Origin of the sequence: Methanoculleus sp. UBA291, assembly GCF_002499755.1 — an archaeon.
Taxonomy (GTDB): Archaea; Halobacteriota; Methanomicrobia; order Methanomicrobiales; family Methanoculleaceae; genus Methanoculleus; species Methanoculleus palmolei.
Genome location: NZ_DANC01000025.1, coordinates 552 through 26,515, shown reverse-complemented (window position 1 = coordinate 26,515; position 25,964 = coordinate 552). Strand labels below are relative to the sequence as shown.

General features: G+C 57.5%; 33 protein-coding genes and 2 tRNA genes. 24 read left to right on the top strand and 11 right to left on the bottom strand.

Annotation, left to right across the window (positions count from 1 at the left end):
• The 4 genes from BP737_RS06415 to BP737_RS06400 all read right to left on the bottom strand — a co-directional run.
• On the bottom strand, positions 1-530 hold a 530-nt coding region (locus tag BP737_RS06415; RefSeq protein WP_342686038.1), incomplete at its 3' end, for an IS630 family transposase.
• A gap of 7 nt (positions 531-537) precedes the next feature.
• On the bottom strand, positions 538-993 hold the full coding sequence (locus BP737_RS06410; RefSeq protein ID WP_342686037.1) for a helix-turn-helix domain-containing protein: 456 nt from the start codon (positions 991-993) through the stop codon (positions 538-540).
• Positions 994-1,146: 153 nt separating this feature from the next.
• Positions 1,147-2,427, bottom strand: a complete 1,281-nt coding sequence (locus BP737_RS06405; protein ID WP_342686036.1) for a hypothetical protein — start codon at positions 2,425-2,427, stop codon at positions 1,147-1,149.
• A gap of 4 nt (positions 2,428-2,431) precedes the next feature.
• Positions 2,432-3,187 carry a class I SAM-dependent methyltransferase gene (locus BP737_RS06400; RefSeq protein ID WP_342686035.1) on the bottom strand — a complete coding sequence of 252 codons (756 nt, stop codon included), beginning with the start codon at positions 3,185-3,187 and terminating at the stop codon, positions 2,432-2,434.
• Positions 3,188-3,606: 419 nt separating this feature from the next.
• Between BP737_RS06400 and BP737_RS06395 the strand changes: the two genes are divergently transcribed.
• The 3 genes from BP737_RS06395 (at position 3,607) to BP737_RS06385 (ending at position 8,457) form a co-directional block, all read left to right on the top strand.
• Complete coding sequence (locus tag BP737_RS06395; RefSeq protein ID WP_292405833.1) at positions 3,607-4,749, top strand: glycosyltransferase; 1,143 nt, start codon at positions 3,607-3,609, stop codon at positions 4,747-4,749.
• Between the two features lie 85 nt (positions 4,750-4,834).
• Entirely contained in the window at positions 4,835-7,480 is a 2,646-nt protein-coding gene (locus BP737_RS06390; RefSeq protein ID WP_292405830.1) for an oligosaccharyl transferase, archaeosortase A system-associated, read from the top strand.
• An 8-nt stretch (positions 7,481-7,488) separates the two neighbouring features.
• Complete coding sequence (locus tag BP737_RS06385; protein WP_292405827.1) at positions 7,489-8,457, top strand: histone deacetylase family protein; 969 nt, start codon at positions 7,489-7,491, stop codon at positions 8,455-8,457.
• A gap of 135 nt (positions 8,458-8,592) precedes the next feature.
• Here the strand turns inward: BP737_RS06385 and BP737_RS06380 are convergent, their stop codons facing one another.
• Positions 8,593-9,723, bottom strand: a complete 1,131-nt coding sequence (locus tag BP737_RS06380; protein WP_292405836.1) for a YcaO-related McrA-glycine thioamidation protein — start codon at positions 9,721-9,723, stop codon at positions 8,593-8,595.
• 100 nt (positions 9,724-9,823) lie between these two features.
• Here BP737_RS06380 and BP737_RS06375 point away from each other — a divergent pair, with 100 nt between their 5' ends.
• Positions 9,824-10,114, top strand: a complete 291-nt coding sequence (locus BP737_RS06375) for a DUF2098 domain-containing protein (RefSeq protein ID WP_292405825.1) — start codon at positions 9,824-9,826, stop codon at positions 10,112-10,114.
• On the opposite strand, the gene nikR is transcribed toward BP737_RS06375, so the two are convergent.
• Positions 10,111-10,533: a nickel-responsive transcriptional regulator NikR gene (gene nikR, locus BP737_RS06370; RefSeq protein ID WP_292405822.1), complete on the bottom strand. Its 423-nt coding sequence runs from the start codon at positions 10,531-10,533 to the stop codon at positions 10,111-10,113. The genes BP737_RS06375 and nikR overlap by 4 nt on opposite strands.
• 217 nt (positions 10,534-10,750) lie before the next feature.
• On the opposite strand from nikR, the gene BP737_RS06365 reads away from it, so the two are divergent.
• From BP737_RS06365 to BP737_RS06320, 10 genes are all read left to right on the top strand, one after another.
• Positions 10,751-11,986, top strand: a complete 1,236-nt coding sequence (locus BP737_RS06365; protein ID WP_292405819.1) for a translation initiation factor IF-2 subunit gamma — start codon at positions 10,751-10,753, stop codon at positions 11,984-11,986.
• Positions 11,983-12,363: a PIN domain-containing protein gene (locus tag BP737_RS06360; RefSeq protein ID WP_292405816.1), complete on the top strand. Its 381-nt coding sequence runs from the start codon at positions 11,983-11,985 to the stop codon at positions 12,361-12,363. Before BP737_RS06365 ends, BP737_RS06360 begins: the two co-directional genes overlap by 4 nt.
• Positions 12,364-12,373: 10 nt before the next feature.
• Positions 12,374-12,943 (top strand): DNA-directed RNA polymerase, encoded by a 570-nt coding sequence (locus BP737_RS06355; RefSeq protein WP_292405813.1) that lies wholly within the window; start codon positions 12,374-12,376, stop codon positions 12,941-12,943.
• A gap of 1 nt (position 12,944) precedes the next feature.
• A complete protein-coding gene (gene spt4 / locus BP737_RS06350) occupies positions 12,945-13,145 on the top strand; it encodes a transcription elongation factor subunit Spt4 (protein WP_292405810.1) in 201 nt (66 codons plus the stop codon).
• On the top strand, positions 13,145-13,630 hold the full coding sequence (locus BP737_RS06345; RefSeq protein ID WP_292405807.1) for a GTP-dependent dephospho-CoA kinase family protein: 486 nt from the start codon (positions 13,145-13,147) through the stop codon (positions 13,628-13,630). The genes spt4 and BP737_RS06345 overlap by 1 nt, the downstream gene beginning before the upstream one ends.
• 76 nt (positions 13,631-13,706) lie before the next feature.
• On the top strand, positions 13,707-14,003 hold the full coding sequence (locus BP737_RS06340) for a 30S ribosomal protein S24e (protein WP_292405804.1): 297 nt from the start codon (positions 13,707-13,709) through the stop codon (positions 14,001-14,003).
• A 6-nt stretch (positions 14,004-14,009) separates the two neighbouring features.
• Complete coding sequence (locus BP737_RS06335) at positions 14,010-14,189, top strand: 30S ribosomal protein S27ae (protein ID WP_292405800.1); 180 nt, start codon at positions 14,010-14,012, stop codon at positions 14,187-14,189.
• A gap of 111 nt (positions 14,190-14,300) precedes the next feature.
• A complete protein-coding gene (locus tag BP737_RS06330) occupies positions 14,301-15,887 on the top strand; it encodes a bifunctional N(6)-L-threonylcarbamoyladenine synthase/serine/threonine protein kinase (RefSeq protein ID WP_292405797.1) in 1,587 nt (528 codons plus the stop codon).
• Positions 15,884-16,474 carry an RdgB/HAM1 family non-canonical purine NTP pyrophosphatase gene (gene rdgB, locus BP737_RS06325; protein WP_292405794.1) on the top strand — a complete coding sequence of 197 codons (591 nt, stop codon included), beginning with the start codon at positions 15,884-15,886 and terminating at the stop codon, positions 16,472-16,474. The genes BP737_RS06330 and rdgB overlap by 4 nt, the downstream gene beginning before the upstream one ends.
• A 28-nt stretch (positions 16,475-16,502) precedes the next feature.
• A complete protein-coding gene (locus BP737_RS06320) occupies positions 16,503-16,649 on the top strand; it encodes a 50S ribosomal protein L40e (protein WP_248535191.1) in 147 nt (48 codons plus the stop codon).
• A gap of 99 nt (positions 16,650-16,748) precedes the next feature.
• Here the strand turns inward: BP737_RS06320 and BP737_RS06315 are convergent, their stop codons facing one another.
• Both BP737_RS06315 and BP737_RS06310 read right to left on the bottom strand, forming a co-directional pair.
• Positions 16,749-17,399: a putative phosphothreonine lyase domain-containg protein gene (locus BP737_RS06315; protein WP_342686034.1), complete on the bottom strand. Its 651-nt coding sequence runs from the start codon at positions 17,397-17,399 to the stop codon at positions 16,749-16,751.
• Positions 17,400-17,442: 43 nt separating this feature from the next.
• Positions 17,443-18,207 (bottom strand): sulfide-dependent adenosine diphosphate thiazole synthase, encoded by a 765-nt coding sequence (locus tag BP737_RS06310; protein WP_292405785.1) that lies wholly within the window; start codon positions 18,205-18,207, stop codon positions 17,443-17,445.
• Between the two features lie 137 nt (positions 18,208-18,344).
• Here BP737_RS06310 and htpX point away from each other — a divergent pair, with 137 nt between their 5' ends.
• From htpX to BP737_RS06285, 5 genes are all read left to right on the top strand, one after another.
• Positions 18,345-19,229, top strand: a complete 885-nt coding sequence (gene htpX / locus BP737_RS06305) for a zinc metalloprotease HtpX (RefSeq protein WP_292405782.1) — start codon at positions 18,345-18,347, stop codon at positions 19,227-19,229.
• Between the two features lie 76 nt (positions 19,230-19,305).
• Positions 19,306-19,376: transfer RNA gene (locus BP737_RS06300), tRNA-Gly, on the top strand.
• Between the two features lie 2 nt (positions 19,377-19,378).
• Positions 19,379-19,452: transfer RNA gene (locus tag BP737_RS06295), tRNA-Val, on the top strand.
• A gap of 357 nt (positions 19,453-19,809) precedes the next feature.
• On the top strand, positions 19,810-19,968 hold the full coding sequence (locus BP737_RS06290; protein ID WP_342686033.1) for a hypothetical protein: 159 nt from the start codon (positions 19,810-19,812) through the stop codon (positions 19,966-19,968).
• Between the two features lie 9 nt (positions 19,969-19,977).
• Complete coding sequence (locus tag BP737_RS06285; protein WP_342686032.1) at positions 19,978-20,292, top strand: hypothetical protein; 315 nt, start codon at positions 19,978-19,980, stop codon at positions 20,290-20,292.
• Here BP737_RS06285 and BP737_RS06280 read toward each other — a convergent pair.
• Positions 20,287-20,469 carry a hypothetical protein gene (locus BP737_RS06280; RefSeq protein ID WP_342686031.1) on the bottom strand — a complete coding sequence of 61 codons (183 nt, stop codon included), beginning with the start codon at positions 20,467-20,469 and terminating at the stop codon, positions 20,287-20,289. The two genes, BP737_RS06285 and BP737_RS06280, sit on opposite strands and share 6 nt — an antisense overlap.
• Before the next feature lie 942 nt (positions 20,470-21,411).
• Between BP737_RS06280 and BP737_RS06275 the strand changes: the two genes are divergently transcribed.
• From BP737_RS06275 to BP737_RS06265, 3 genes are all read left to right on the top strand, one after another.
• Positions 21,412-21,585 (top strand): hypothetical protein, encoded by a 174-nt coding sequence (locus BP737_RS06275; protein WP_342686030.1) that lies wholly within the window; start codon positions 21,412-21,414, stop codon positions 21,583-21,585.
• Positions 21,586-21,933: 348 nt separating this feature from the next.
• Positions 21,934-22,293: a transposase gene (locus BP737_RS06270; protein ID WP_342686029.1), complete on the top strand. Its 360-nt coding sequence runs from the start codon at positions 21,934-21,936 to the stop codon at positions 22,291-22,293.
• An 11-nt stretch (positions 22,294-22,304) separates the two neighbouring features.
• Positions 22,305-22,727 carry an IS5 family transposase gene (locus BP737_RS06265; protein ID WP_342686028.1) on the top strand — a complete coding sequence of 141 codons (423 nt, stop codon included), beginning with the start codon at positions 22,305-22,307 and terminating at the stop codon, positions 22,725-22,727.
• 161 nt (positions 22,728-22,888) lie between these two features.
• Here the strand turns inward: BP737_RS06265 and BP737_RS14775 are convergent, their stop codons facing one another.
• Together BP737_RS14775 and BP737_RS06260 are read right to left on the bottom strand one after the other, a co-directional pair.
• Entirely contained in the window at positions 22,889-23,008 is a 120-nt protein-coding gene (locus BP737_RS14775; RefSeq protein WP_394339976.1) for a type II toxin-antitoxin system HicA family toxin, read from the bottom strand.
• Positions 23,009-23,304: 296 nt separating this feature from the next.
• Entirely contained in the window at positions 23,305-23,805 is a 501-nt protein-coding gene (locus tag BP737_RS06260) for a shikimate kinase (protein WP_342686027.1), read from the bottom strand.
• A 257-nt stretch (positions 23,806-24,062) separates the two neighbouring features.
• On the opposite strand from BP737_RS06260, the gene BP737_RS06255 reads away from it, so the two are divergent.
• Together BP737_RS06255 and BP737_RS06250 are read left to right on the top strand one after the other, a co-directional pair.
• A complete protein-coding gene (locus BP737_RS06255) occupies positions 24,063-24,194 on the top strand; it encodes a hypothetical protein (RefSeq protein ID WP_342686026.1) in 132 nt (43 codons plus the stop codon).
• A gap of 600 nt (positions 24,195-24,794) precedes the next feature.
• Positions 24,795-25,964: PIN domain-containing protein (locus BP737_RS06250; protein ID WP_342686025.1), on the top strand; the 1,170-nt coding region annotated here is incomplete at its 3' end.

The following is a 25,964-nucleotide window of genomic DNA, read 5'->3' as shown; positions in this document are numbered from 1 at the left end:
TTCAGGCATTGTCGCGTGAGTGCACTGAGTTCGATCTCAGCGATGTTGAGCCAGCTTCCGTGTTTTGGCGTAGGATGGATCTCTAGGCGCTTCCGGAGTGCTGCTGCCTCCTCCGGTGGGAAGGCTTCATAGAGCGCCCCGTGGATATGGGTGTTGAGGTTGTCACAGACCAGAATCACGCGTTCTGCCTCGGGATAGTCCTCGGCGAGGAGGGTTCGGATCTCGGTCGCCCAATCGCGTCTGGTCTTCCTTTCCCGGATACTCACCCGCCGCCAGCCCTTGAGAGGTTCTGTGAACAGGAAGATGTTGGCGGTTCCATTCCGCTGATACTCGTAATCGGAGCGTACCGGGTGGTTCGGCGCCATCGACAGCGGTGTCCGAACTTCCTTGATGAGTTGGAGCGGTTGTTCATCCATACAGATCACGGGCACCTGCGGGTCGTAGGGGCGCTGATAGAGGTCGATGAGATCCTCCATTCGGGCGACAAACTCTCCGTTCTCTTCGGGTGGGATGACCCACGATTGACACAAATGAGGTTTAAGTTCGTTTTTTTAAGACCCGGCAAACGGTACTGTCTGAGATACTCTCAACAATCTTGAGTTCAACGAGGGCATCGGCAAGTAACTGTAAGGTCCAGCGTGCTCGCCCCTCCGGTGGGGTGCTACAGGCAAGCGCGATGAGCCGGGCCTCCTTCTCACCGTCGAGGATCGGCGGGGTTGGCGGAGTGTCGCGCGGTTTGCGCCCCAGAGCACTTTCCAATCCCTGCTCGACAAACCGTTTTCGGACGTTTGAGACGGTCTTAGAGTGACAATGAAGATACGACGCGATCGCCGCATCGGTTTTTGGAGGATCGCCATCTTCAGCATTGATGTCAGCGTTCAGGAGGATCTGGGCATTGCGGATACGATAAGCTGGAGTTGCCCCTCGCTTAACGAGAGCGATGAGGTGAGAGCGCTCAGATTCGGTCAGATCAACAAGGTAAATTTTATCCATGCTATTTTATAGAGCACCACTCGATAATACTGTTGGGATGCATGGGAAGGATTAGGTGAAACGGTGCACTAGATTCTATCTCACTGAATAAGTGACTCTCCTCCAAGTTCCACTAGAGGATGGACCCCAATCAAAGAGAACATGGGTGGCTCCCTAAGGGGAAAGGGACCCTGCATTTAATCTGGATACCTTTCTGCAAAGTTCAACAAATTGATTGGTAGCCTGAGCGATGTCTATGTTTACGGGTTGTTTTATGCTCTCACTATGATGATCGGAGACTACCTGCCGAAGGCACGCGGACACCTCTGATAGATCCCTCTGATCGCAGTAATAGAAATTGTAAGCCGAACTGTTTTTTCGCACTTCATTGTTGTCGTAACCGAGGAACAGGACGGGCGACGACAGCGATATGTACTCATAAAATTTCGATGGAATCGTGTAACGAGAGATGGAGCTCCGGTTTTGCACTACAAGGCAGACGTTGCTGTTAGTGATCTGACACAGGGCTTCATCCCGGCTCACGATACCCAGATAGTAGACAAATGGGAGAGAAGATATCTGCTCCCTGACCTTCTCGTCGATATATCCTGCAAGAGTAAGGGAGATCTTTTCGCTAAGGTCCTCGTCGCGAATCGCTTCGAGCAGTACATGCAGGTTGCGGTCCCCCGCAAGAGTGCCGCCATGAAATATATTGACCTTTCCAGAGGTTTGCCTAGTCTGTTTCGGCTCTCTGGCAGGGACGCGACCGATGTTCGCGCCCGGATAAATCGAGTGGACCGACGTTTTCCCCAACCGATCCTTGTAATATTCCGCACAGGCCTCCGTAAGGCAGACCACAGCGTCTGCTTTCTTCAAGCACTCCTCAGCGAGGCGGAGATGATCAACATCCCGCTTACTGGCCATGTACGGTCCTTCGATGTCCTCAAAGAGCAAGGGGTCTTGGATTTCAGCAATCCAGGGGAGATCTGTTCCCTCAAGAGCGCGCGCAACGGCGATATGAACTGTCGCAGGACCTCCTGTAGAATAAATGAGATCGAAGCCGTCATCGCGTATTGTTTCGGCTATGGCCTTTTCATACGTGGGTATGAGGCTCCAATTTCCAAATTTATCTATTCTATCGCTCTTTACCTTCTGAAAGAGGCGGCTTCTATACTCTCGCAGGAACTCTCGCAGCGCAAGAACATCGTTATTTCCGAGAATATGATATTTTTGGAATTGATTGAACGTCTTTAAAACCAGCGCCTCACACCTCCCGGAGACCCCGCTCTCAATTACCCGGATTGGAATGCCACAGGGCATTTGAGGGTGCGATTCAGTGATACCGTACACGTTGATATCCCGATATCTGCGCAGGCATTCGATCCGGTCACAGATATGGTTGGAGGACGGAGACTCTGGCAGCCCAAGGTTACTCGTGACCAGGAGAATGTCCATGCGATCATCCCTTTCTCTGAAAGAGGAAGACTCTCAAATACCCTTCCGAATTGCAGAGCCTGCCAATACACTTCGCTGCATAGGCAAGAGGCCCGGGATAGAGAGAATATACCCCATTACGGTCGAGAAGTGTCTCATTTATGGGAACTACACCGTCCATGCCTTCGATCTCGGCGTCAAAGTTGCGTATCTTCTGCTCTTGCGGGTACTCCCACCTCTTCAGAAGAAGGAGGCTCAGATATGCAAGGCGGTAGGGGAGCGAGTAGTGGTTGGGGATTCCAATGACGATATACCCACCTATCTTCGTGTAACGGACCATGTTTTCGATGATCGTTCGCCTCTCGGTCTCGTTAAAGTGTTCCAGCAGTCCGGCGCTGAAGACCAGGTCATAACGGCCGTCCAAGGGACCTGCATCCGTCTGGAGGATATCACGGTTGGTGGTCTCAACGGACTGTCCGATCCTCTCATAAAATTCGACCCCTTTCTCCAACGCAACCGGGTCATAATCCAGAAGACTCTTATGGAAATTCTGGGGGAGCAGCGCACTCGTCACCCCAAACGATGATCCAACCTCCAGTGAAGAGATAGACTCCATGGCACGGGCCAGGCCGGCAATGTAGTCCGCCAGTTCGATCTGGAACGGACAGGGGTGTTCGTAAGCATACAGTAGATCCTCAATCCGGATTACATTCGACATATTCTGCCATACGCGGAGATCGTCCCGAACATCCGCCATTTCCATCCTGGTGCTCGTACTCATGTGCTTAACAGATGGGTACAACCCGGCCGTATAAAAATAGTTGTGAGACGTCGCATACGAAGAGACCCAAAAGAGGAATCGCCGCCAACGGCGCGAACAGATCCCATAGAGACAGCTCGGATCCTTGCCGCAGGGTCCGGGAATGTGAGGGAACCGATGCGGTCTGCAGGAGGGGGAGTGCCATGACAACGCAACCGGGGCCTGTCTTCAACCGATAGTCCGTCGCGGGACCCTCACCGACCCGTACCATCAGGATCTACACGAGCATGCTTCGTACGGATAAAGTTACCGGACCATCCTCCACGGGTCCGGGGTGACCTCGCGGATCCCGGATCGCCCCCAACCCGACAGCCTCCTGTGATCGGTGGAGTGGAGACAATCCTTAACTACTCCCAATCGATCCCAAGGGTGCGAAACCGATGAAGATCCTCCTCGTCTCCACCCAGGACTACATCCATCACCCGATCCCCTCAAGGCACCACAACATCTTCGAAGAGCTCGCCACCCGGCACGAGGTCCACGTGCCGCACTTCCACGTCAGCAGGGGGAAGGAACGGGAGACCCGCCTCCACGTTCACGAGGCGACGCGCTTTCCCGTCGAGAGCCCGTTCCTTCACTACACCCTGAACGCACCGCACCATTACCAGGTCATCCGCGACATCATCCGGGACTACGACATCGATGTCGTCGTCGGCGCCCACGTCCTTGCCGGGACGGCGATGGTCCGGGCGGCCAGGAAATACGGCGTGCCGGTTGTCTTCGACCTCAAAGATTGGTTCCCCGACTCCGCGGCAGCCTATTACCGAAATCCCGCCGCAAAATGGCTGCTGCGGGAAGGCGTCCTCGCCATCACCCGCTACAACCTGGACCACAGCGATGTTATCACGACGGTCTCCCCCGGACTCGTCAGGAAACTCCATAATTACGGCTACGAGGCGGAACTGATCACGAACGGCGTCAACACCGACCTCTTCCGCCCCATGGACGGCGGAACCATGCGATCCACCCTCGGGATCTCCCCCGACGCCTTCGTTCTCGGGTTTGCCGGTGCCGTCGAACGATGGTATGCCCTCGACGATGTGATCCGGGCGTTCGCGGAGATCCGGAAACGACACGCGAACGCAGAACTCCTGATCGTCGGGGGTTCGCTCTTCACCGGCTACCTGGATGACCTGCGCGCCCTCGCAGACCGGCTCGGGGTCGCCGGACGGGTGCATTTCACCGGCACCGTCGACTACCGTGCCCTCCCCCGCTACATCGCGCCGATGGACCTCTGCCTCATCCCGCTCTCCCCTCCGCAGTGGGTCGACATCGCCCTGCCGAACAAATACTTCGAGTACTCGGCATGCGGGAAACCGATCCTCTCCACCCCCATCCCCGATATGCTCCGGATGGGCGGCGACCACATCTCCGTCTACCGGGACGGGGAAGAGTTCCTGGAGAGGGTCGACGATCTGGTTCTCGCTCCGGGGCGATGCCCGGCCGGGATCGAGGAGCACAGCTGGAAGAAGAAGGCGGAGGCGTTCGAGAAGATCTTTACACGATTAACGGGAAAATACTGATCCTTTTTTGTTTTTTCCGGTATCGCTGATACACCAAGGTTATTAAGGGTTCGAAGGGAAACAGATTCGTAACAAGGAGGGTCCGATGGCTCACATCGATCTCAATAAATACCGACCATATATCATCGTAGGTCTTATCATCCTGTTCGCCCTGCTCCCGCTCTGGACGCGGGGTTTTCTTCCGGCAGCGGATATGGTAACGCCCGAAGGTGTCAACCTCCTGGAAAACGATCCCTGGTACACCGTCCGCCAGGTCGAGCAGGCGGTCGCGAACTTCCCCGGCTACGCCTGGTTCGACGCCATGACGCTCTACCCGACCGGCGACGTCGTCTACTGGGGGCCGCTCTTCGTCCAGATCATATCGACGCTCTGCGTCCTCGTCGGTGCGACGACGCGGCCCGAGATCATGGTGGTGGCCTGCTGGGTCCCGCCGCTGATGGCCGCGGCGATGGTGCCGGTCACCTACCTGCTCGCGAAGAAGATCGCCGACTGGAAGACCGGGCTCATCGCGGCCGGGCTCATCGCCGTTATCAGCGGAAACTACGCTTACCGCTCTCTCTTCGGATTCGTCGACCACCATATCGCAGAGACACTTTTTTCGACGATCTTCATCCTCGCCTACGTTGCGGCGCTGCTTGCGGCGCGCGACTGCCGGTTCTCCCTGAGGAACCGGGAAACACTGAAGATCGAGACCCTGAAGATGCCGGTGATCATGGCGGCGCTTGCAGGCGTCGCCTACCTCCTTGGCTACTTCAACATGCCGACGATGATCCTCTTCGCGCTCATCGTGGTGGTCTTCACCCTGGTCCAGTTCCTCCTGGACTTCTTCCAGGGTCGGGAAAGCGACTATCTGGTCCTCGTCAATGCAGTCGTCTTCGGCGTCGCAATCATCGGGGTTGCGGCGTTCGGCTTCCCGCACCCCGGCCTCGACCTCTCCCGCTACACCGTCGGGCACGTCATCGCCTACGCCGTCCTCATCGCCGGAACGCTCGTGCTCTACGGACTCTCGGCCTATCTCCGGGAGCGCCCGAAGTACTACTTCCCGGCCGCGCTCGCTCTCGTCGCTGCCGCCGCCGTTGCGGCGCTCTATGTCGCTCTGCCGGACATCTATAACCTCCTGATATCGAGCCTCCTCTCCTTCTTCGGCGAGGCACCCGTCACCACGACGGTCGGGGAAGCCCGGGCCTGGTCGTACGATGATGCGTGGGAAACGTTCCACTGGGGCCTCGTCCTCGCGGCGGGAGGAGCCGTCACCCTGCTCTGGTGGATCTGGCAGAAGGTGAACCCGGCCCACGTCTTCGTCCTCGTCTGGACGGCAGTCATCTTCGCGTCGACGGCCGCGCACGTCCGCTACGAGTACTACTTCGCCGCAAACATCGCCCTCCTCTCCGCAGTCTTTGCAGGAGCGGTCCTGAATATGGGATGGAAGGACGTCAAGCGCTTTTTCCTGCCGAAACGCGGTGAAATCTCTTCAGAGCCCGGTGAGAATCAGGGGGAGCCGGCGCGAAAGGGAAAGAAGGGATCACGAGCTCCCGATACCCGAAAATCGAAGACTTCCTCAAGGAACCGGCCGGATTACCTCAAGGTCGGGGCTTTCATTGCAGTCGCCGTCGTCACGCTCCTCTTCGCGGGGACCTCCTTTCAGGCGAACATCTCCATGGGCAATACCGCGCAGTACGCCGGCATCGACTCACAGTGGATGGAAGCTCTCAAGTGGATGAACGCCAACACCCCCGACCCCGGCGTCGACTACTATGCAATCGACGACAAGGATACTTTCACCTACCCGGAGACCTCCTACGGCGTCATGTCCTGGTGGGACTACGGCCACTGGATCACCTTCCTCGCGAAGCGTATCCCGAACAACAACCCCTTCCAGCACGGGGTTACCGGGGCGAACGGGTCGGCAGCCTACCTCGTCTCGACCTCCGAGGAGGACGCCAACCGGATCCTCGACAACATCGGCACCCGCTACGTCGTCACCGATATCCTGGTCGATACCGCGAAGTTCTGGGCTCCGGCAACCTGGGCCGACCCCGATGTAGGGATAGAGCGGTTCCAGACTGAATTCTTCATCCCCGTGAGCGCGGGCAACTACCAGTCGATGCCGTTCCACAACCAGGAGTACTACCTGACGATGATCTCCCGTCTCCATAACTTCGACGGGTCCATGACCGATCCGTCGCAGGTCACCTACGTCGAGTATCGTGACGCGGACGCGGCGAACACTTCCCTCCCGGTCATCACGCGCCTTCAGCAGATGAACGCGACCGAAGGTGCGGCCGCGGTGGAGGCCTACAACAGAAACGCGTCGGTCGGGTCCCACGCCACGCTCCTGAATATACACTACCAGCTCCAGGGTGCCTCGCTCCTCCAGCCGGTCGAGCGGGTCCCGGCGCTCCAGCACTACCGGCTCGTTCACGAGACGCCCCAGAACATCTATAGTAACGCCGGTGCGAACGGGCCCGACCTCAAAGCCGTCAAGATATTCGAGTATGTTCCGGGCGCCCGGATCAAGGGCGAGGGTATCATCGAGGTTCCGGTCACGACAAACACCGGCAGGGAGTTCACCTACCGTCAGGAGAGCGTGAACGGCACGTTCATCGTCCCCTACGCGACGTCCGGATGGTCCGGCGAGGTGAAGACGACGGGACCCTACCGGATCGCGGGCACCGATCAGACGTTCGACGTCACCGAAGAGGATATCCAGCAGGGGCGCACCATCAACTAATATCGAAGATGCGGTCGTCAGTCATCTACGGCGATGTCTTTACCCGGCACGACATGGAGGCTCACCCTGAGTCGGGCGCCCGGTTGCGGGCGGCCCTCTCCGGGGTTCCCGGCAACGTGAGGTGGCGTCCCCCGGTCCAGGCCACGGAGGAGGACCTGGAGCGGGTCCACCGACCGCAGTATGTTCGGTGGGTGAGAGAGATCGCACATGGGACCTGTTTTTTAGACCCGAACACCTACGTCACCTGCGACTCCTTCGAAGCGGCGTCCTACGCCGCCGGATCGACCTTTGCTGCAGTGGAACGGGCGTTCGACGGCGAACACTCGTTCGCTCTGGTCCGCCCCCCGGGGCACCATGCCGAACCGGACCGGGCACTGGGGTTCTGCATCTTCAACAACGCCGCCGTCGCGGCGGCGAAAGCACTCCTGTCGGTCGACCGCGTGGCAATCCTCGACTGGGACCTGCACCACGGCAACGGGACCCAGACAGTCTTCTATGGAAGCAACAGGGTGCTCTACTGCTCGGTGCACGAGGAGAATGCCTTCCCGGGGACCGGGTGGGTGGACGAGATCGGTATCGGCGCCGGCCGTGGTTACACCCTCAACGCCCCGCTTGCGGCGGGGTCTACAATCGCCGACTACCGTTACGTCTTCTCGGAGATCTTCATCCCGGCGATCGTCCGGTTCCGGCCGGACGTCCTGATCGTCTCCGCCGGACAGGATGCTCTCGCCGACGACGAGCACGGCCGGATGAACCTTGAGCCCGCGGACTACGGCGTGCTCACCGGGATACTTATCGACGGTACGGAACTCCCGCTCGCGCTGACGCTCGAAGGAGGTTACGGGCCGTCTCTTGGAGCGGCTGTCGCCGCGATATTTCGCGCACTCTCGGGGGAGCGGCCGGTCCCCGCGGAGCGGCCCCTCAACCGGGGGACGGAGAAGGTCGTGGATATCTTGAAAAAGGTCCGGTTCTATTGAGAGAGGGGCCCTCCGGGCCGGACGAGCACGACTGCGGATGCCGGTGGGAAGTCAGGGATGACGCAGTCTCACGCGAAGTGCGATGGCCCGGGGGTGCGACGGTCCATCAGCGGCGGGGGCCGCGTCCGAAGCGCGTCAACCCTGGGCGGATCGCCGCCGGTCCGGGTCCATGTAGGATATCTCAAACCCGGGGACGACGACCCGCACCACCGGCACCGGGGTCCGCGAGAGGTCGCAGACACAGACCCGGTCCGTGTGAGGGCGGACCGCCTCAAGCACCTGTCGGATATCGAGATCGAACCGGTCGGTGCTCCTGTCGGGAACATCCGCAATATCGACGGCATCCGCACCGGCAAACCAGATCCTGTTGATCCGCTTCAGCCGCTCGTAGCCCGCCCTCCGGATGACCGTCTCCCGGCGGGGATCGCCTGCGCCACCCTGCAGGTAACTCACCCGATTCCGGGCGACCTCGGTCAGGGCGCGGAGCGCTGCGACCTCCGGGGAGAGGTGTGTTCCCGACCCGACGATGATCATCGCCGGGTCCCTGGTGACGGTGTCGTCTGCAGCGGCGGCGACCGTAGGGATGCCGGTCTTTCCGGAAAGCAGCCAGAGGTGGATCTCGATCCCGTTCTCCTCGAACCGGTCAAGGACTTCGCGGGCGGCGCAACCGCTCGCGATGGTGAGGCGACGGCCGAGGTCGCGCTTTTGGTCGGCAACGCTGAGTGCGTCCCGCTCGATCACTTCAAAGAGGGCGGTGAGGACCGCCTCCTCCGTAACGTTTCCCGCCGCAAGCCCGTTTGCGTCGCTCCGGAAGAGCGGTACGGCCATGCCGAGCGAGTCGTAGGGGTGGAAGACGGCGTTACCAGGGACGTAGACCTCCTCATCGTTCAGAATATCCCACGCGGGCATCCAGTGGATCATCTCCCCCTGCTCGTGCTCCCGCGAAAGGATCAGGTCTTCGGGGTGTACCGCCCGCCCCGGACCGATCTCCTCGTAGGTCGCATACTCCATCCGGTCTCCCCGGTACTCTGCGGAGTACCGCTCGATCGCCCCCATCATAGCCGAGACCCGGGCGTGGAGCGGGTCCTTCCCCGCCCCGGTGTGGGTACGCGCCCCGCCCCTGGCCGCTCCCGGACGAACCGCCGTAACAACGGGGATCTCAAGACGGTCGAGAGAGGTCGCATCGATGATCTCGGTAACGCCGATTTCCCTCATCAAAGGCTCCACGGAGGCGCAAGTCTCTCCGGGAGGCCGGGAACGGTGCATTCCGTTAAAGTACAACTTCTCTACCGGGTGAATCGTGATTGGCATTTTAGATCCTTGGAGGTGATACCTTAATAGTCTGGCAGGTGTACCTACCCCGTGTATGAGCACGGATGACGTAGCAATGGGCGCAGTCGTCCGGTACCCCCGCACCGGCACGACCGGAAAGGTTGTCCGGATCGAGGAGATCGACGGCTCAAAGTACGCCGAGCTCGACAGCACCGGACTCTATTACCGGGTGGACGAACTCGTCGGCGCAGACCGCACGACCGGGCATGCGGAAATAAAAGAGCGTTCTCTGGATGATTACCTCAAAGAGCACAAGGAGTTCAAAGAGCAGCTGGAAGAGGTGTGGGAGAAGGGGACCGACCAGAGCTGCGAGGGCGGCGGTTAATCCTCGATCGGTATGGTGGTGAGTTTCACCGCCTCAACACCTTTTTGTGCCATCAACTGCTCGGTAACATCCTTCAGGACCGTTCCGTCTCCCCGGATCAGGATCACTTCGAGGCACTTGTTGTGGGTCACGTGCGAGTGAAGAGAGGCCTGGATGTTATGGGCGTGCTGATGCTGGATCTCGGTGAGCGTCTGGAGCAGTCCCCGCTGGTCGTGGTCGTAGACCATGGTGATGACGCCCTGACGCTCCCCTTTTACGTCGGAGATCCACTGATAATGCGTGATGTAATTCCGTATAGAATCCCGTATTCCTTCAGAACGGGAGGAATAACCCCGGAGGTCCAGGATCTCGTCGAATTTATCGAGAAGGTTCTTGGGTAGCGAGATCCCGATACGTGATAGTTCAGTATCGCCTGCCATACAACAATCATTTTTATATCGCTCTTCATTGGGTATAAATTTTCGCTAACATCCAGGGCTATTCTTCACACTTCGTATGTCGTCAAAAGACAGTACCCGGGGGTTCCCGGCCCGGGTCCGTTCCCTGTCCTCCAGAAACAATAGGAGAAAGAACTAATCTCTACCGATTATGTATAAGTAGTGTCACTATATATTGGATAAGGAGGTTCGAAAACTTTTGCGAGATGCACTCATTCCCGGTGTCAATATTGGGCTCGTAGGTCATGTCGATCACGGCAAGACCACCCTGGTCAGCGCGCTGACCGGTACCTGGACGGACAGGCACAGTGAGGAGATCAAGCGCGGCATCTCCATCCGGCTCGGCTACGCGGATGCGACATTTTATAGATGCGAGGAGTGCGAGGGGGCGGAGGCCTATACCGCCCATCCCGAATGCCCGAACTGCGGAGGAAAGGCTGTCCCGTTCCGAACGGTCTCGTTCGTCGACGCTCCCGGCCACGAGACGCTGATGGCGACCATGCTCTCCGGCTCAGCGCTGATGGACGGGGCGATGCTCGTTATCGCCGCAAATGAGGTCTGTCCACAGCCTCAGACCAAAGAACACCTGATGGCGCTCGAACTGATCGGCATCAAAAAGATCGTCATCGTCCAGAACAAGATTGATGTGGTCACCCAGGCCGAGGCGCTTGAACACTATAAGCAGATCAAGCGGTTCATTAAGGGTACCATCGCCGAGAACGCGCCCATCATCCCGGTCTCCGCGCAGAAAGGGATCAATATCGGCGCCCTGATCCAGACCCTTGATGCCGTCATCCCGGAGCCAGAACGCAACCCGGACGTCGACCCGCTGTTGCTCATCGCACGATCGTTTGATATCAACAAACCCGGCTGCAACTGGCGCGATGTGAAAGGCGGCGTCATCGGAGGCTCCCTTGTTCGGGGCGTCCTGCATGAAGGAGACGATATCGAGATCCGGCCCGGCCGGCAGGTACAGGTCGAGAACCGGACGAAATGGGAACCGATCGAGACAAAAGTAACCTCCATCAACGCCGGCCAGACCCGGGTGACCGAGGCCGGGCCCGGGGGCCTCCTCGGCGTCGGGACGAAACTCGATCCTGCGCTGACGAAGAGCGACGCGCTTGCCGGACAGGTGGCCGGGCTCATGGGGAAACTGCCGCCGGTCTGGGATCGATTGAAGTTCGACGTCACGCTCATGGACCGGGTGGTCGGTGCGGATAGCGAGCAGATCATCGAGCCTTTAAAGCATAAAGAGCCGTTGATGCTCTCGGTCGGTACCGCCGTCACCGTCGGCGTGATCACGAACACGAAGAAGAACCAGGTGGAGGTCCAGCTGAAGCGGGCGGTCTGTGCGGAGGTCGGTGCCCGAATTGCTATCAGCAGGCAGGTCGGCGGGCGATGGCGGCTGATCGGCATGGGGATTCTCGTCGAGTGAAGGTTCTCCTCGACACGAACGCCCTGTTGATGCCGGTCCAGTTCGGGATTGACCTCTACGACGAACTTCAGGCCCTTTTTGGGGACTTTGAGCCGGTCACGCTCGAAGAGGTGGTCGGGGAGCTCTCGGGACTCTCCCGGGGCCGCGGCCGGGATGCGACTGCCGCCCGTGTGGGCCTTGCGATGGCCCGGCGCTCAACGGTCGTGCCAAGCGGGAGTTCCGCCGACCGCGTGGACGACCGGGTGATCGAGTACGCCCGACGGGAAGGGTGCACCGTGGTGACGAACGACCGGGAACTCCGGAATGCTCTCCTTCGGGAGGGAGTTGACGTTGTCTCAATGCGAAGAGCAAGAACTCTGGAACTGTTAAGGGGATAGGTGAGGAAAAATGTATTATAAGATGACACTGGAGGACAAGGTGCGGGTTCCGCCCAACCGCCTCGGGGAAGACCTGGAGAAGGTCATCCTCAGTGTACTACAGGAACAGCTGGAAGGCAGCATCGCAAAGGAGATCGGCATATTTATCGCGATCACGAAGATTCTCAACATCGGCGAAGGGGAATTGATCCCCGGAGACGGGGCCGTCTACTACGATGTCAGGTTTGAGGGAGCGGTGCTCCGCCTCTCGCTTCAGGAAGTGATCGAGGGCGAGGTGGTGGAGACGACGAGTTTCGGTGCGTTCGTCAGCCTCGGCCCCATCGACGCCATGCTTCACGTGAGTCAGATCTCGGACGAATATATCAACTACGATGAAAAGAACGGCCGGTTGGTCTGCCAGGACTCGAAACGGTCCGTTGCCGTCGGCGACGGGGTCCGGGCCCGGGTCGTTGCACTCTCGCTGAACGAGCGCGAGCCCCGGGAGAGCAAGATCGGGCTTACCATGCGGCAGTCGGGACTTGGAACCACGACCTGGCTGGAAGAGGAGTTCGAGGACGAGAAGGAGAAGGGAGCGGCATAAGATGGTTGTCCGTAAGAAGGTTGTCAAAGTCTGCCGCGAATGTCACCGGGTTGTCGAAGGAGAGTCCTGCGTCGTCTGCGGCACGATGAACCTGAGCGAAGACTGGGCGGGCTACGTCGTGATCATCGATCCCGAGCATTCGGATATAGCAAAGAAGATGAACATCACCCTGCCCGGCCGGTATGCACTGAAGGTTCGTTGATGCTCAGGCTTCCCGAAGCGCACCGGGATCTTTTTAAAAAGCCTTTCGGGACGCTTTACCCGAACATCGGCGAACTTCTCCCCCAAATACGGGACCGGGCGGTCTACGCCGTCGGGGATGTGGTGACCCACAATCTCCTCGGTGCCGGCATCATCCCGGATATCGCCATCATCGACGGCTACACGATGCGCTCGCCCTGCAACCGTTCACCCCTGCTCCGGGCGAGGAGGCTGGCGGCGAAGAACCCCCCCGGAACAATCACCGACGAACTTGTCGACGCGATCGATACGGCGGTCCAGAATCCACCCGGGGTGATCTTCGTCGACGGCGAGGAAGACCTTGCGGTCATCCCGCTTGTCCTCGCCGCGCCGATCGGGACGGCCGTCCTCTACGGTCAGCCGGGCGAGGGGGTCGTCCTCCGGCTCGTCGATGCGCTGGCAAAACAGGAAGCCGGGTCCATGCTGAACGTTTTCGTACGCGAGTGAGGCGCCCGGCAAAATCCACACCGGCGCACCATCCCAGAGTATAAATAAATCCGCCAACAATAGTTTAGGGATATTGATGGACTTCGAAATTACCCGTGACCAGAAGAATGAGCTGTTGAACCGGAGGGAGTTGTCGTTTACCCTCACCTTTGACGGTTCGACACCCTCGCGGAAGAGTATCCGGGAGAAACTCGCCGCGATGCTGAATACGGATGAGAACCTTCTCGTACTGGACCTGGAGAGGACCCGGTACGGAGTAATGGAACTATGCGGTCGTGCCCGGATCTACGACGACGAGGAGAGCAAGAACTCGACCGAGCGGGCGTATCTCCTCAAGCGCGGCGAGCCCAAACCTGAGAGCGAGGAGGCGTAAACGCAAATGGCGGCCAAGAAACAGGAATCGACCAAGGTCAAGAGATACGAGTACTACGAAGTCAAGGGCGACACGGTAGTCCTGCAGAAACGGCACTGCCCCCGGTGCGGCCCCGGCGTCCTGATGGCCGAGCACAAGGACCGGGTTGCCTGCGGCAAGTGCGGCTATACTGAGTTCCGGAAGTAGGTTCCTACCTTCCCGATACCTGAATAACGTTTGCGGCCGCACTTCACCTGCTCTTCCGTCTGCAGATTTCGGCCGCGATCAATCTTTTCGTAACGGAGCAACACCTGTTTTATGCCAGATTCAAAGTCTTGTGACGGGCTGGTGCTGGGGCTTGAGGGGACGGCGTGGAACCTCAGCGCCGCCCTCTTCGGGGACGATCTGATTGCCCTCCACTCATCGCCCTACGTCCCGCCGAAAGGGGGAATCCACCCCCGGGAGGCCGCGCAGCACCATGCCTCGATGATGAAGGAGGTCGTCTCCCGGGTGCTCACGGAACCGGAGCGGGTCCGGGCGGTCGCTTTCTCCCAGGGCCCCGGCCTCGGTCCCTCTCTCCGAACGGTGGCGACCGCCGCCCGTGCCCTTTCGATAGCCCTCGGCGTGCCTCTCGTCGGCGTCAACCACTGTGTGGCGCACGTTGAGATCGGGAGATGGGCAACCGGATTTCGCGACCCCATCGTCCTCTATGCAAGCGGCGCGAACACCCAGGTGCTCGGCTACCTGAACGGGCGGTACCGGATATTCGGGGAGACGCTGGATATCGGGCTCGGGAACGCCCTCGATAAGTTCGCGCGGAGCCATGACCTCCAGCACCCGGGCGGCCCGATCATCGAGCGTTTTGCGCGGCAGGGCAGTTACATCGAGCTCCCGTATACGGTGAAGGGGATGGACCTTGCCTTCTCCGGGCTCGTCAGTGCCGCCCAGGAGAGCACGGCACCGCTTGAGGATGTCTGCTTCAGCCTGCAGGAGACCGCGTTCGCCATGTGCGTCGAGGTGACGGAGCGGGCGCTCGCGCATGCCGGCAAGGACGAGGTTCTGCTCGTCGGCGGTGTCGGTGCGAACGCGCGGCTGCAAGAGATGCTGCGGATCATGTGCGAAGAGCGGGGCGCGACGTTCGCCGTCCCGGAGCGGACGTTCCTCGGGGACAACGGCGCGATGATCGCCTACACGGGGAAGGTCATGCTGGAGCACGGTGCGACGCTTTCCCTCCAGGATTCGCAGATTCGGCCTGGCTATCGGGCGGACGAGGTGGAGGTCACCTGGCGCGAGGAAGAGCCCGGCGAGGTCTTCGCTGTCGGGCCGCATGAAGGAGGCGTCGCCAGGGGCGCCGAAGCGGTCGTGGAAGTCCTGAATGAGGAGGTAGTCAAGCGCCGGACGAGCAAACGCTACCGGAACCCGGCGCTCGACCGGCGGTTGATCATGGAGCGAACCCGGGCCGAGGCCCGCCTGATCGCGCATGCCCGGCGCGCGGGTGTCCCCACTCCGGTGATCCGGGATATCACAAAGGATACGATTGTCATGGAACGGGTTCGGGGCGATGTACTGAAGTACGTCACGACGCCGGAGACGATCCGCCTCGCGGGCGAGACGGTCGGGAGGCTGCACGAGGCGGGGATCGTCCATGGCGACCTGACGACGAGCAACATGATCGTCCGCGACGGCCGGTGCGTCCTGATTGACTTCGGGCTTGCATCTACGTCCTCGGAGGTCGAGGACCGAGGGGTCGATCTCCGCGTCTTCTTTCAGACGCTCGAGAGCACCACGGAGAACGCCGGGGAGTTGAAGCGGGCTTTCGTCGAGGGGTATGCAGGGACATTCTCGGGGGCGGGCGAGGTCCTCCCCCGCGAGCACGAAGTTGAGTTGCGGGGGCGGTACCTGTGAGGCTCGCGGTGGTGACAAGCAACGCCAACAAGGCGCGGGAGGTGGCCGCCTACTTCGGGGGGCTGCTGGAGGTCGAGCACGTCGCGCTGGAATGTCCGGAGATCCGCCATGCCGATGTCGGGGAGATCGCTCGAGGCAAGGCGGAATTTGCCTATCGCACGCTCGCTCGTCCGTTGATCGTCGATGATACCGGCCTTTTCATCGACGCACTCGAGGGGTTCCCGGGTCCATGCGCCGCCTACGTGCAGGACACCATCGGGAATGCGGGGGTCCTGAACCTCATGGACGGTGTGGAGAACCGGAACGCCCGCTTCGAGACGGCAATTGCGTTTGCCCGGGAGGACGGCATCCGAATATTCCGGGGTATTCTCCCCGGGACGATCGTTGCTCCCCGGGGAGAGGGGGGGTTCGGCTACGACCCGATCTTCGCTTACGGCGGGCGGACGCTTGCCGAGATGCCGCTTGCCGAGAAGAGCCGGCTCTCTCACCGGGCGCGGGCGCTCGAGGCGTTCCGGGTATGGGTCGAGCGGGAGCGCGGAGACGACACTCCTGACGACAGAACTGTTAATAGGACCAAGAACGAATAGTACCCATCTGACAAGTGGTGTTTTCAACATGGCAAGATTTCCCGAAGCTGAAGCGCGTCTGCTCAACGTAAAGGTCTGTATGAAATGCAACGCCCGGAACGCAATCCGCGCCACCCGCTGCCGCAAGTGCGGCTCTGAAGAACTCCGACCCAAGTCCAAGGAACGGAAGGCGTAACGCCGCTATAGTGGTTGTGCGCCGTACTCCCCGGACGCGGCGGGACCGGGATACTCTTTTTTTAATGCGTTAGGGAGGAAGGGAGGACCGGTTCACCTTTCAGGCGCTGTAATATGTGACTTTTTTACCCTCTTCGCTGTACTCGCCCCTGTAGGTCTCGATGTTGCGCTTGTAGCCGATCCGCTCCAGGAACCCGAGGTCCCGGAGCCGCTCACGGACCCGCATCACATCCGCCTCGTCCGCCCAGTCCCGTGTGTAGACATAGATGACCGACCGCTCGTCGCGCGAGTCGGGGTTGGGCTTGGCGGTGCTGACTTTCGCCGATATCCCGAGCAGCCCATTCACCGTCCCGTCCCGGACCTTCCTCCACGCCTCGTCCGCCTTGCCTGCAGGGATGAAGATAAGCCATTTGCCCACCTGGTCGTCGTCGAGGCCTCTTGCGAGAGGACCGGGTGCATCCTGGACGATCCAGTACATACGGGTCGTCTTTGAGGGGGCAACGCCCTCTCCGGCCCTGATCGGAGCATATATTGCCTCGACCCCGCCGAACCGCAGAAGAAGCGCTTCGGCGAGCACCGGATAATCGTCCCTGAATCGCCCGAAAATTTCACGGACGTCGGATTCGAAATTTATCCTCTGCTCGACGAGTTCAAAGAGGTATGGACCCCTGGCGTGGAGTTCGCGGTTGAGGTAGATCTCAAAGATCCCGTACGCAATCTCCGTCAGGGACTCCGGATCGATCTCTTCCATACCTATTGGTAACCGCCGGAACAGTAAAAATGGTTCTGAAGTGTTACCTCCCCAGTTTCTCTGCGACGAGGTGTGCAGCCCGCTCCCCGGAGAGCAGCATCCCCCCGAAAATAGGGCCCATGCGACATTCGCCGGCAACGGCGTTTGCCGCCATCCCGGTGACGAAGAGACCGGGGAAGATTTCTTTTGTGTGTTCAATGACCCGGGACTCGGCGCGCTCGGCCCACATGAAACTCTCGCCCTTCACCTGAAGATTGCCGCCTTTGCGTTCGATCATCCGGGCAATCATGGCATCGTGGCCGGTCGCGTCGACGGTGCAGGTGCAGGCAACGGTGAGCGGGTCGACGTGGAGTCCGGCCATGCCGACCGGCGTCCAGTTGACGACGAGGCCGCCGACCCTGCCGTCGCCACGGACCATGACGTCTTCGACGGTGGTGAGGTTGAAGAATTCGACGCCGGCGTCGCAGGCTGCCGCGATGAGTTTGGCAACCGTTTCGACCGATTTTGCGACGTAATAACCAGGCTCGAACTCCCGGTAAGTGACCCCGAACCGGTCGAGGAGCCGGCGTGCCTCTTCCTGGACGACGATCCGGGGGAACATCATGCCGCCGCCCCACATGCCGCCGCCGATACTGAGTTTCTTCTCGATGAGCGCACACGAGACCCCTCTCTCGCCGAGGAGCGCGGCGCAGGCGAGCCCCGAGGGGCCCCCGCCGATGACGGCGACGTCCGTTTCGAGATAGTCGACGAGCGCGCGGTGCTGCTCTTCGAGAATGGCTCTGCTGATCGTCACTTCGTTCAATGTCATTCGGTTCTTATCTATCGCTCTAGGGGCATAAGGAGACTTGCTTCCGGCGCGGGATGCACCCAGGTCTGGTCCGGGCGGGAACACCATGGGAAATCGCCGTATACCTTAAGACCTCTCCGGTCAAACAGATCTCTGCCATGAAGTGGACGCGCGACTTCGGTCTCACGATGAGGATGCTTCTGACGTCGTTCCTGCTCCTCATAGTCTACCTGATCTTCCTGGGCGTCCTTGCTGCCCTGGGATTCCCCTTTGAATTCCTTCTGCTGGTAGCCGCCGGAATGGCGTTCCTCCAGTATTTCTTCTCCGATAAACTGGTGCTCTGGAGCACCGGCACCCGGATTGTGGGAGAGGACGAGTACCCGGAGCTGCACCGGATGATTGAGCGTCTCGCCGCCGCTGCAGGCGTTCCCAAGCCGCAGGTCGGGATCACGCCCTCCCCGGTACCGAACGCGTTTGCGACCGGGAGAAGCCCGAGTCATGCCGTCGTGGCGGTCACCGACTCCATTATGCGGGCGCTTAAGCCCGAAGAACTGGAGGCGGTGCTCGCCCACGAGATGTCGCACGTGAAGAACCGGGATATGCTGACCATGACGATGGCGAGTTTCATCTCGATGCTGGCCTTCCTGATCATGCGCAACTGGCTCTTCATCGGGCTCTTCAATAACCGTGATAACAACAACATGGGGGCGCTGATCCTGATCTACGTCGTCTCGATCATCGTCTGGCTGGTGAGCACCCTGCTCACCCGTGCTCTCTCCCGCTACCGGGAGTTTGCCGCGGACCGGGGCAGCGCCGTCCTGACGGGCAACCCCGGCGCACTGATATCGGCGCTCACGAAGATCAGCGGGCGGATGGATTACATCCCCGCAGAGAAGAAGCAGGAAGTGGAGGGCGCAAACGCCTTCTTCATCATCCCGGCGCTCTCGGGAAATACCCTGATGGAACTCTTCTCCACACACCCGCCGCTTGAGAAGCGTGTGGCTGCCCTCGAGGAACTGCAGGCACAGCAGCGGGGGTACTGAACCCGGGCCCGGGTTCTCTCCGACCCAATATTTTTAATATTCTGCACGGTCAACATATGTAGGCGGATCGTGCATTGCATCGATGGTCTAGTGGTATGACTTTGGCCTTCCAAGCCAATAGCCCGGGTTCAATTCCCGGTCGATGCATGGGGCTCGTGGTCTAGCTGGTTATGACGTCGCCTTCACACGGCGGAGGTCGGGCGTTCGAATCGCCCCGAGCCCATAATTCTTCCTTCTTTTGCGAAATAATGACCAAACTATGCGACGTTATCTTTCGGAGTTCAGAAACAGCGTTATCGAGCAATTTACCCACGTTTAGGGCTGTTTCTTTCAGATACTCGTAAGTTTCCGGGGATACAGTTGTATGTACCCTTTTCCTAATCCGATGGATTACAGTTGTTTTCTGTTTTTCTCCTTTTTCCATTTCTCTTTTCTCCTGTCCGGACGTGTCCGGACGTGTCCGGACATGTCCGGACATACTTGGATGGTTTAGACTCTGCTTAGACCATGATAAAGGGCGGGTTCCCCGGCCGGTGGGGGAACCCCCTCCTTAAGTGGCAACACTCGCCATGTACTGACTATGAAGCGAATCAATGCAAAGGGAGAGGTCTTTCAGCAGACTTCCATCTACATCCGTGAGAATGTCTACCTCCTCGCGAGGGAAGAGCGTATCCCCATGTCAGAATCGGCAGAACAGGGCGTGATTGCTGCACTGCGTGCGCGAGGCGTCGAGGTCTGAGGGGGGCGCATGACGAAATACGAGATCCTGGTGGCGGGAAAGGCAGAGAAGTATCTAGAGGGGCTTAAGGGTAAGAATGAGGCGTATAAGGCATTAATCATCATGACAATTAAGTTCTGCCTGGGGGAACATCTCCTCGACCGGAACACCTCATGCAACATGAAGAAAATCAAAGGTACGAAAAGGACCCATCGATTACATGTTCAGAGGGCATATACTGTCTTCTACGTGGTAGAGAAAACGAAGGAAAAAACAGTTGTTGAAGTTCACCTGATTACGACCTTTGAAGAGGCGCACCAGTTGTATGGTCGTATCGATTTATAACCCTAATCTCTTTTCCACTTCGGCTAGAGGAGAGAATCCGCTCTTTCTGGCCTCTTCCATATCTGCCTCTAACCTAGCGAGGCCTGCCTTCCGTTCAGCCCGCTCAGCCGGGGTAAGAGACCTTTTAGTCTTCGGGGTTGCTGCCTTCTTCCGCTCAACTACCGTCTTCGTCGGCATACAGGATGATGTCTGTATCTGGAAAGATATAGTTTTGGGCGGGGGCGAAGTAGTCAGGCCGGGACCGCGGCCACTGCTCCTTCCACACGCTCTTTCGGAATGCCGTACAACGCAGAATTTTTTCGACGACCTGCCGACGCGACACCCCAAGCCTGAGCATCCCGGCAACGGTGCGCTTTCCCCTCTAGGTGACGTGCGCGTATTTGAAGGTGTATTTCGGCTCTGTTGAAAACCTCTTATTGGGGGCCATACCACTTACCTTCATCGACAGCCGAGCAATATCTAGGGGGTTGTCAGAAGCGTTTCAACAGAGCGCACCTTTCTCTCATATGAAGAGGAGGGCGTCAATTCTGTTAAAAGGAAATCAACCATGGTACACTCCGTACCTCTTTGAACTCAGAGTGATACTCGGTAATGCGTTGATTTTGAAACGGAGGACGCCGTCACCCCGGCGTCCGGAGTGATGTTCCTGGGCTGCGAGTTCTCGTACCGGCCGTTTTGATTTGATCCGGAACTCCGCAAGATGGGCAATGCCCGTTGAACGGTTACTCCCGCTGGATTGAGGCGTTCAAGATGATTCTCCCGGGTATGAATGTTCTGAGTCCTCATTCTTCAGCCTGATCACCCGGCATGCACCATGAGGGTCCAGCTAATTATGGGATGATCTCGCTGTAAAGGGAGGCTGGGCCATCCGTTCCGGATGAGCGATAGTCATGTCGCGGAGCGACATTTTTACGCCACTGGTCGTGAGGCGACAGCTTCACGGATCGTAAAATTAAATTAATTTTAGATATAACAAAAAAATTGTTATTTGGGCACCCACGGCACCACACACCGGAGGCGACTATCAGCCCCCAGACGGTTATCACGCACCATAATGCCGGTATGGACAGCCCGTTCGGATTCGCATGCCGAAAAACAAAAAATTGGAGGGACTACAGAATGACAAAAGCAATGTTGCCGGCGCACTGTGCACTCACCATTGGGAAGGCGACGGTAAAACTGACCTGGCAGCAACCTGCATCTCTATCTGAGATCCAGGTATCGTCTAAGGTGCAGCGTAGGATTGCGATACTGCGTGACCTGGATGAGGGGGAGTATGAGGTCGATGAGTGAGGGCTTGGATGGGGCCAGCAGGGCATCCGTCCCCCGGATGCCTGGCCACTACGCCATAATCGCAATTTTTCTAATTTTGATTGGCATTTTCGTGATTACCCCTTCTGCTGGAGTGGGCATTCAGCAGCAGGTCGGATCAACTGAGTATCCTGACTGGGGTTTCGTTCCGACGTTTGGGAGTCCTCCCACGTATTATACTGCGCCCGCAAATCCTAATTTGTGGCAAGGGGCTGCTACTCCCGAAAATCCGATCGGCTATTACGATGCTCGGCCTCCTCTGACGTTGCAGGAAGTTTATAGTTGAGGTTGTCCCAAATTTATAAGACCTCTTAGATAATACCCGGGGGTATGGCCTTCCGGGAAATTGACGATGACCTCTGGGAACTCATTCGGAACTACCTCCCCCCGACAAAGCCACACATCGGCCGACCCCGGCGGGACCCTCGCGGGTTGAACAACGGTATCCTGTACGTCCTGACTACCGGCTGTACCTGGCACGATGTACCGGAGAAATACGGTACGAAATCGACGGTTCACCGGTACCACCTCGAACTCTGCGGGAAGGGGGTGTACCAGGCGATCTTCCTTGGCCTTCTCCAGTCGGGGTATGAGATCCGGAAAATTGATCTCTCGCACTGTTCTACCGATACCAAGGATATTTCCGCCAAAAAAGGGGATCGACCGGCTATGATGGCCATAAAAAGATAAAAGGGAACAAATTGAGCGCTCTGGTCGATCGGAACGGTCTCCCCCTTGACTGCACCGTTTCCCCTGCCAATGTCCATGATTCACGGCTCTACGAGCCAACCCTCGAAGCATTTGAGATTCCCGAAGTCACCGAGAGACCAACGATCATCTCCGCAGATGCAGCCTACGATGCCCGGGCAATTCGTCAGTATAACCGGAAACGAGGGATCAAGAGCAATATCCCGGTGAACCGGAGATCCCGGAGACAGCCAAAACGAGGGAGGCCAGTCTGGTTCGATCCGGAACTCTACAAGAAGCGCAGTGCCGTTGAGCGGTTTTTCAGCTGGATTGAGGCGTTTAAGAAGATCGTTCCACGTTACGAGCGATATGAACACTCATTCCAGGGATTGATCCACCTGGCATGTAGTGTCATGATCGGGAGAATATTGGGATGACCTCCATGAAACGTTTGGGACAGGGGCTGAACAGTCGGCAACAGCACGATGATTACAGTAAATTGTTTAGTTCTTCGACGGTCATATCGGCTTGCTTCAGAATGCGCGACAGGGTTGAACGTTTGACCTGTCTATGCATGGGCACCGTCAGTTTCAGTGTTTTATCCGGCAGGCACTTCTACAGGCGGATATGGCCTGCCCCGCTGGCGGACCACAACCCATCCGTCTCTTTGGAGTGCCGCAACGATCCTGTCATAGTTCAGGACGGGTACTTTGTTCATACTGCAATCTCAATCTGCTCGGCTTTTTCGTTAAAAACGAGATCATCCTCAACGGTTTCAAGGTACAGATCGATTGCTTCCCGGATATTTTCAATGCTTCTCCCTTCGTGTCGCCTTCGCTGATACAGCCGGGAAGGCCCGGTACATAGACGGTATACCGCCCGTCCGCGCTTGGCTCAAGCACTACACGCAGTTTCATACCGTAATCTATCAATTCAGGGGATTTATAGTTGATTTCCCGGCGATACAACGACTTACAGGGATCGATCTCCCCCTGCCCGCCCCATCCGAACTCATCACAACGCTTCGATCACGTTCCCGACCACGGACTCAAAATCTTCACCCGAACACGCGACGGTGAGATCGGCATACCTCTCGTACAGCGGGACGCGCTGGTCGTACATCCCGCGGAGACTCTGGCTCGGAAGGAGGAGGATCCCACGGGTCGTGATGTTCTTGAGTCTCGCCTCCATCTCCTCGTACGAGATCTTCAGGTAGACAACCACCCCTCTCGACTTGAGGTGTGCCATCGCATCCCCGCTGTACACCACGCTGCCGCCCGTCGCGATCACTGCACGGCGGGGATGAAAGGAGAGGATCGTCTCTTCTTCGATCCGCTTGAACGCATCGGACCCGCCCTCGTCAAGGATCTCCTGGAGCATCCTCCCGGTCCGTTCCTGTATCAGGATGTCCGTATCGATGAACTGCATCCCGAGGGATTTTGCAAGGACGACTCCCACGGTGCTCTTCCCTGCACCGGGCATGCCGATGAGGACGATGTTTTTGTGGTGATGCATAATGTGCTCCCGGACCCCTCTGTCCCCGGGTTTTGTTTTCTCTGTGACACATCAGTGGGATTTCGGAAGAGATGAAGGTTGTTAGAAAAAAGCGCGACCGCCCGATTTTACCCCGGCCCTGCTCATACCCTGGGATATATCAGCAAGATCTCCACCGTCCCGGGTAAAGCGAAGAACACCTGGATTGCCCCTCTAAACACGGAAAATCCGGGTTCATTATCGGAAAAACGTCGTAACATTTATTCATTCTTTTGAGCGTGGCGGTGGAATGGTACATGCGGCGGCAGATACGCAGGGACCAGCGGAAAGTGAGTCGAAGATCCGGTGTAAAGGCGGGAGATGGGGAGAACGATGCGAAGGGAGCATTTGCCATGATCAACATCGATTGAGTTATTTTTACGATGAGGTCGTCCTAAAAAGATCTCTGAACCTTCGGTACACTCTGATCAGAGCACTTACACTCAAAATTTCTACAATCTGAACCATATCCAGGGCAGGGATGGTGAAACGGCTTTCCATTGGGAATCACACCTCGAGGTGCTCCCGCTATCTTCCGCAGGTAGAAAGCATATCGTCACCTGGGGGAGGGATCCGGAGAGGTGCACCCGCTGTTCCACCGGATGCATGAGCATCGCGAAGCTGCTGGATCTCCCCCTCCCGGTAGCATGTTTTGGGACCACCTCAACTTGATTGCAGGTTCTGGCTTCCGGGTGGTCAAGAGTACCAACAGGACGCGCTTACGGAGCAGGATTTCCAAAGAGCGGTGGATATGGATCTTTCATGAAACTCTATCAGTTTCATTGGAGGGGCGCTCCTTTTGATCCCACTTTATAATTTTTGGTAACTTGGATCAGATGGATCCACTATCATCTACGATTAAAGAAAGACGCATATAACAAAAAATAATGCCATTTATGCAGTTTTTAGACGCCTGAAACGATACAGAAGAATTATTAATGACCTAATACGTAAACCCTCGTTGATGACAGATGAGAATATTACTCGATACTAATATTTTCATTGATCGTGAACAAGATCGCGTCGTTGCATATGATTTAGCGAAACTGCTCCAAATACTCAACAAATTAGGGGCAGAACTTATGATTCACCCTCTCTCAGTTTTTGAGTTGCAAAAGGACCCTGATATTAATCGCAGAGAAGTAAATCTCTCGAAAATCGAGATATACTCCCGTCTAGAGAGACCACCCGATCCCAACAAAGATACACTATTTTGTGAGAGACTCGGGCCTGCAAAAAATTCACATGATGCTGTCGATAATGCTCTCCTATACGCTGTATACAGAAACGCAGTTGAATTCTTCATCACTGAAGATAGGGAAATCCACAAGAAGGCACACGCAGTAGGGGTTGAAGAGCGTGTGTTCCTCATTTCTGAAGCGCTCTATGATTTCAACAGGTACCTCCCCTCGATAGAGAGCATTCCCACACCTCCTGCACTTGTCAAAGATAGTATGTACAATCTGGACTCACGGGATCCAATCTTCGACTCGTTGAGAGTAGACTACCCTGGATTCGACGAATGGTTCATAGATAAGGCTCAGGAGGGGAGAGAATGTTACGTCTATAGCCGAACCGATGGGAGCATAGGGGCTATCCTCATTTATAAGATTGAGGATGAGCCTATTCCATCGGTTCCACCCTTCGCAAAAAAGAAGCGATTGAAAATTGCAACAATGAAGGTTGAACATGTGGGATATAAGATTGGTGAATTGCTCTTGAAAGTCTCGATAGACATCGCACTAAAAAACAGCATCACCGAGATCTATCTCACTCACTTCACTCAATCTGAAGAGGATCGCCTCGTCGATCTCATTTCAGAATATGGTTTCTATAAAGCAGGCGGTCTCCAGCGTGAAAACAAAATAGAAGACATTTACGTGAAACACCTCTGCGCCCGCGGACATGATGTATCCGCTCTTTTGCCGGCCACGATATCACAGATATACTACCCAAGCTTTTACGATGGAACTTTGGTAAAAAAATTCGTTATTCCTATCCAACCAAAGTATCATGACCTGCTATTCACCGATTTCTCAAAGGGAAGACAGACGAAACTCTATGAGCATTCTGGAGAGTTTATTATAGAGGGGAACACCATTCGAAAGGCTTATCTGACTGAGGTGATCCCGAAACACCTC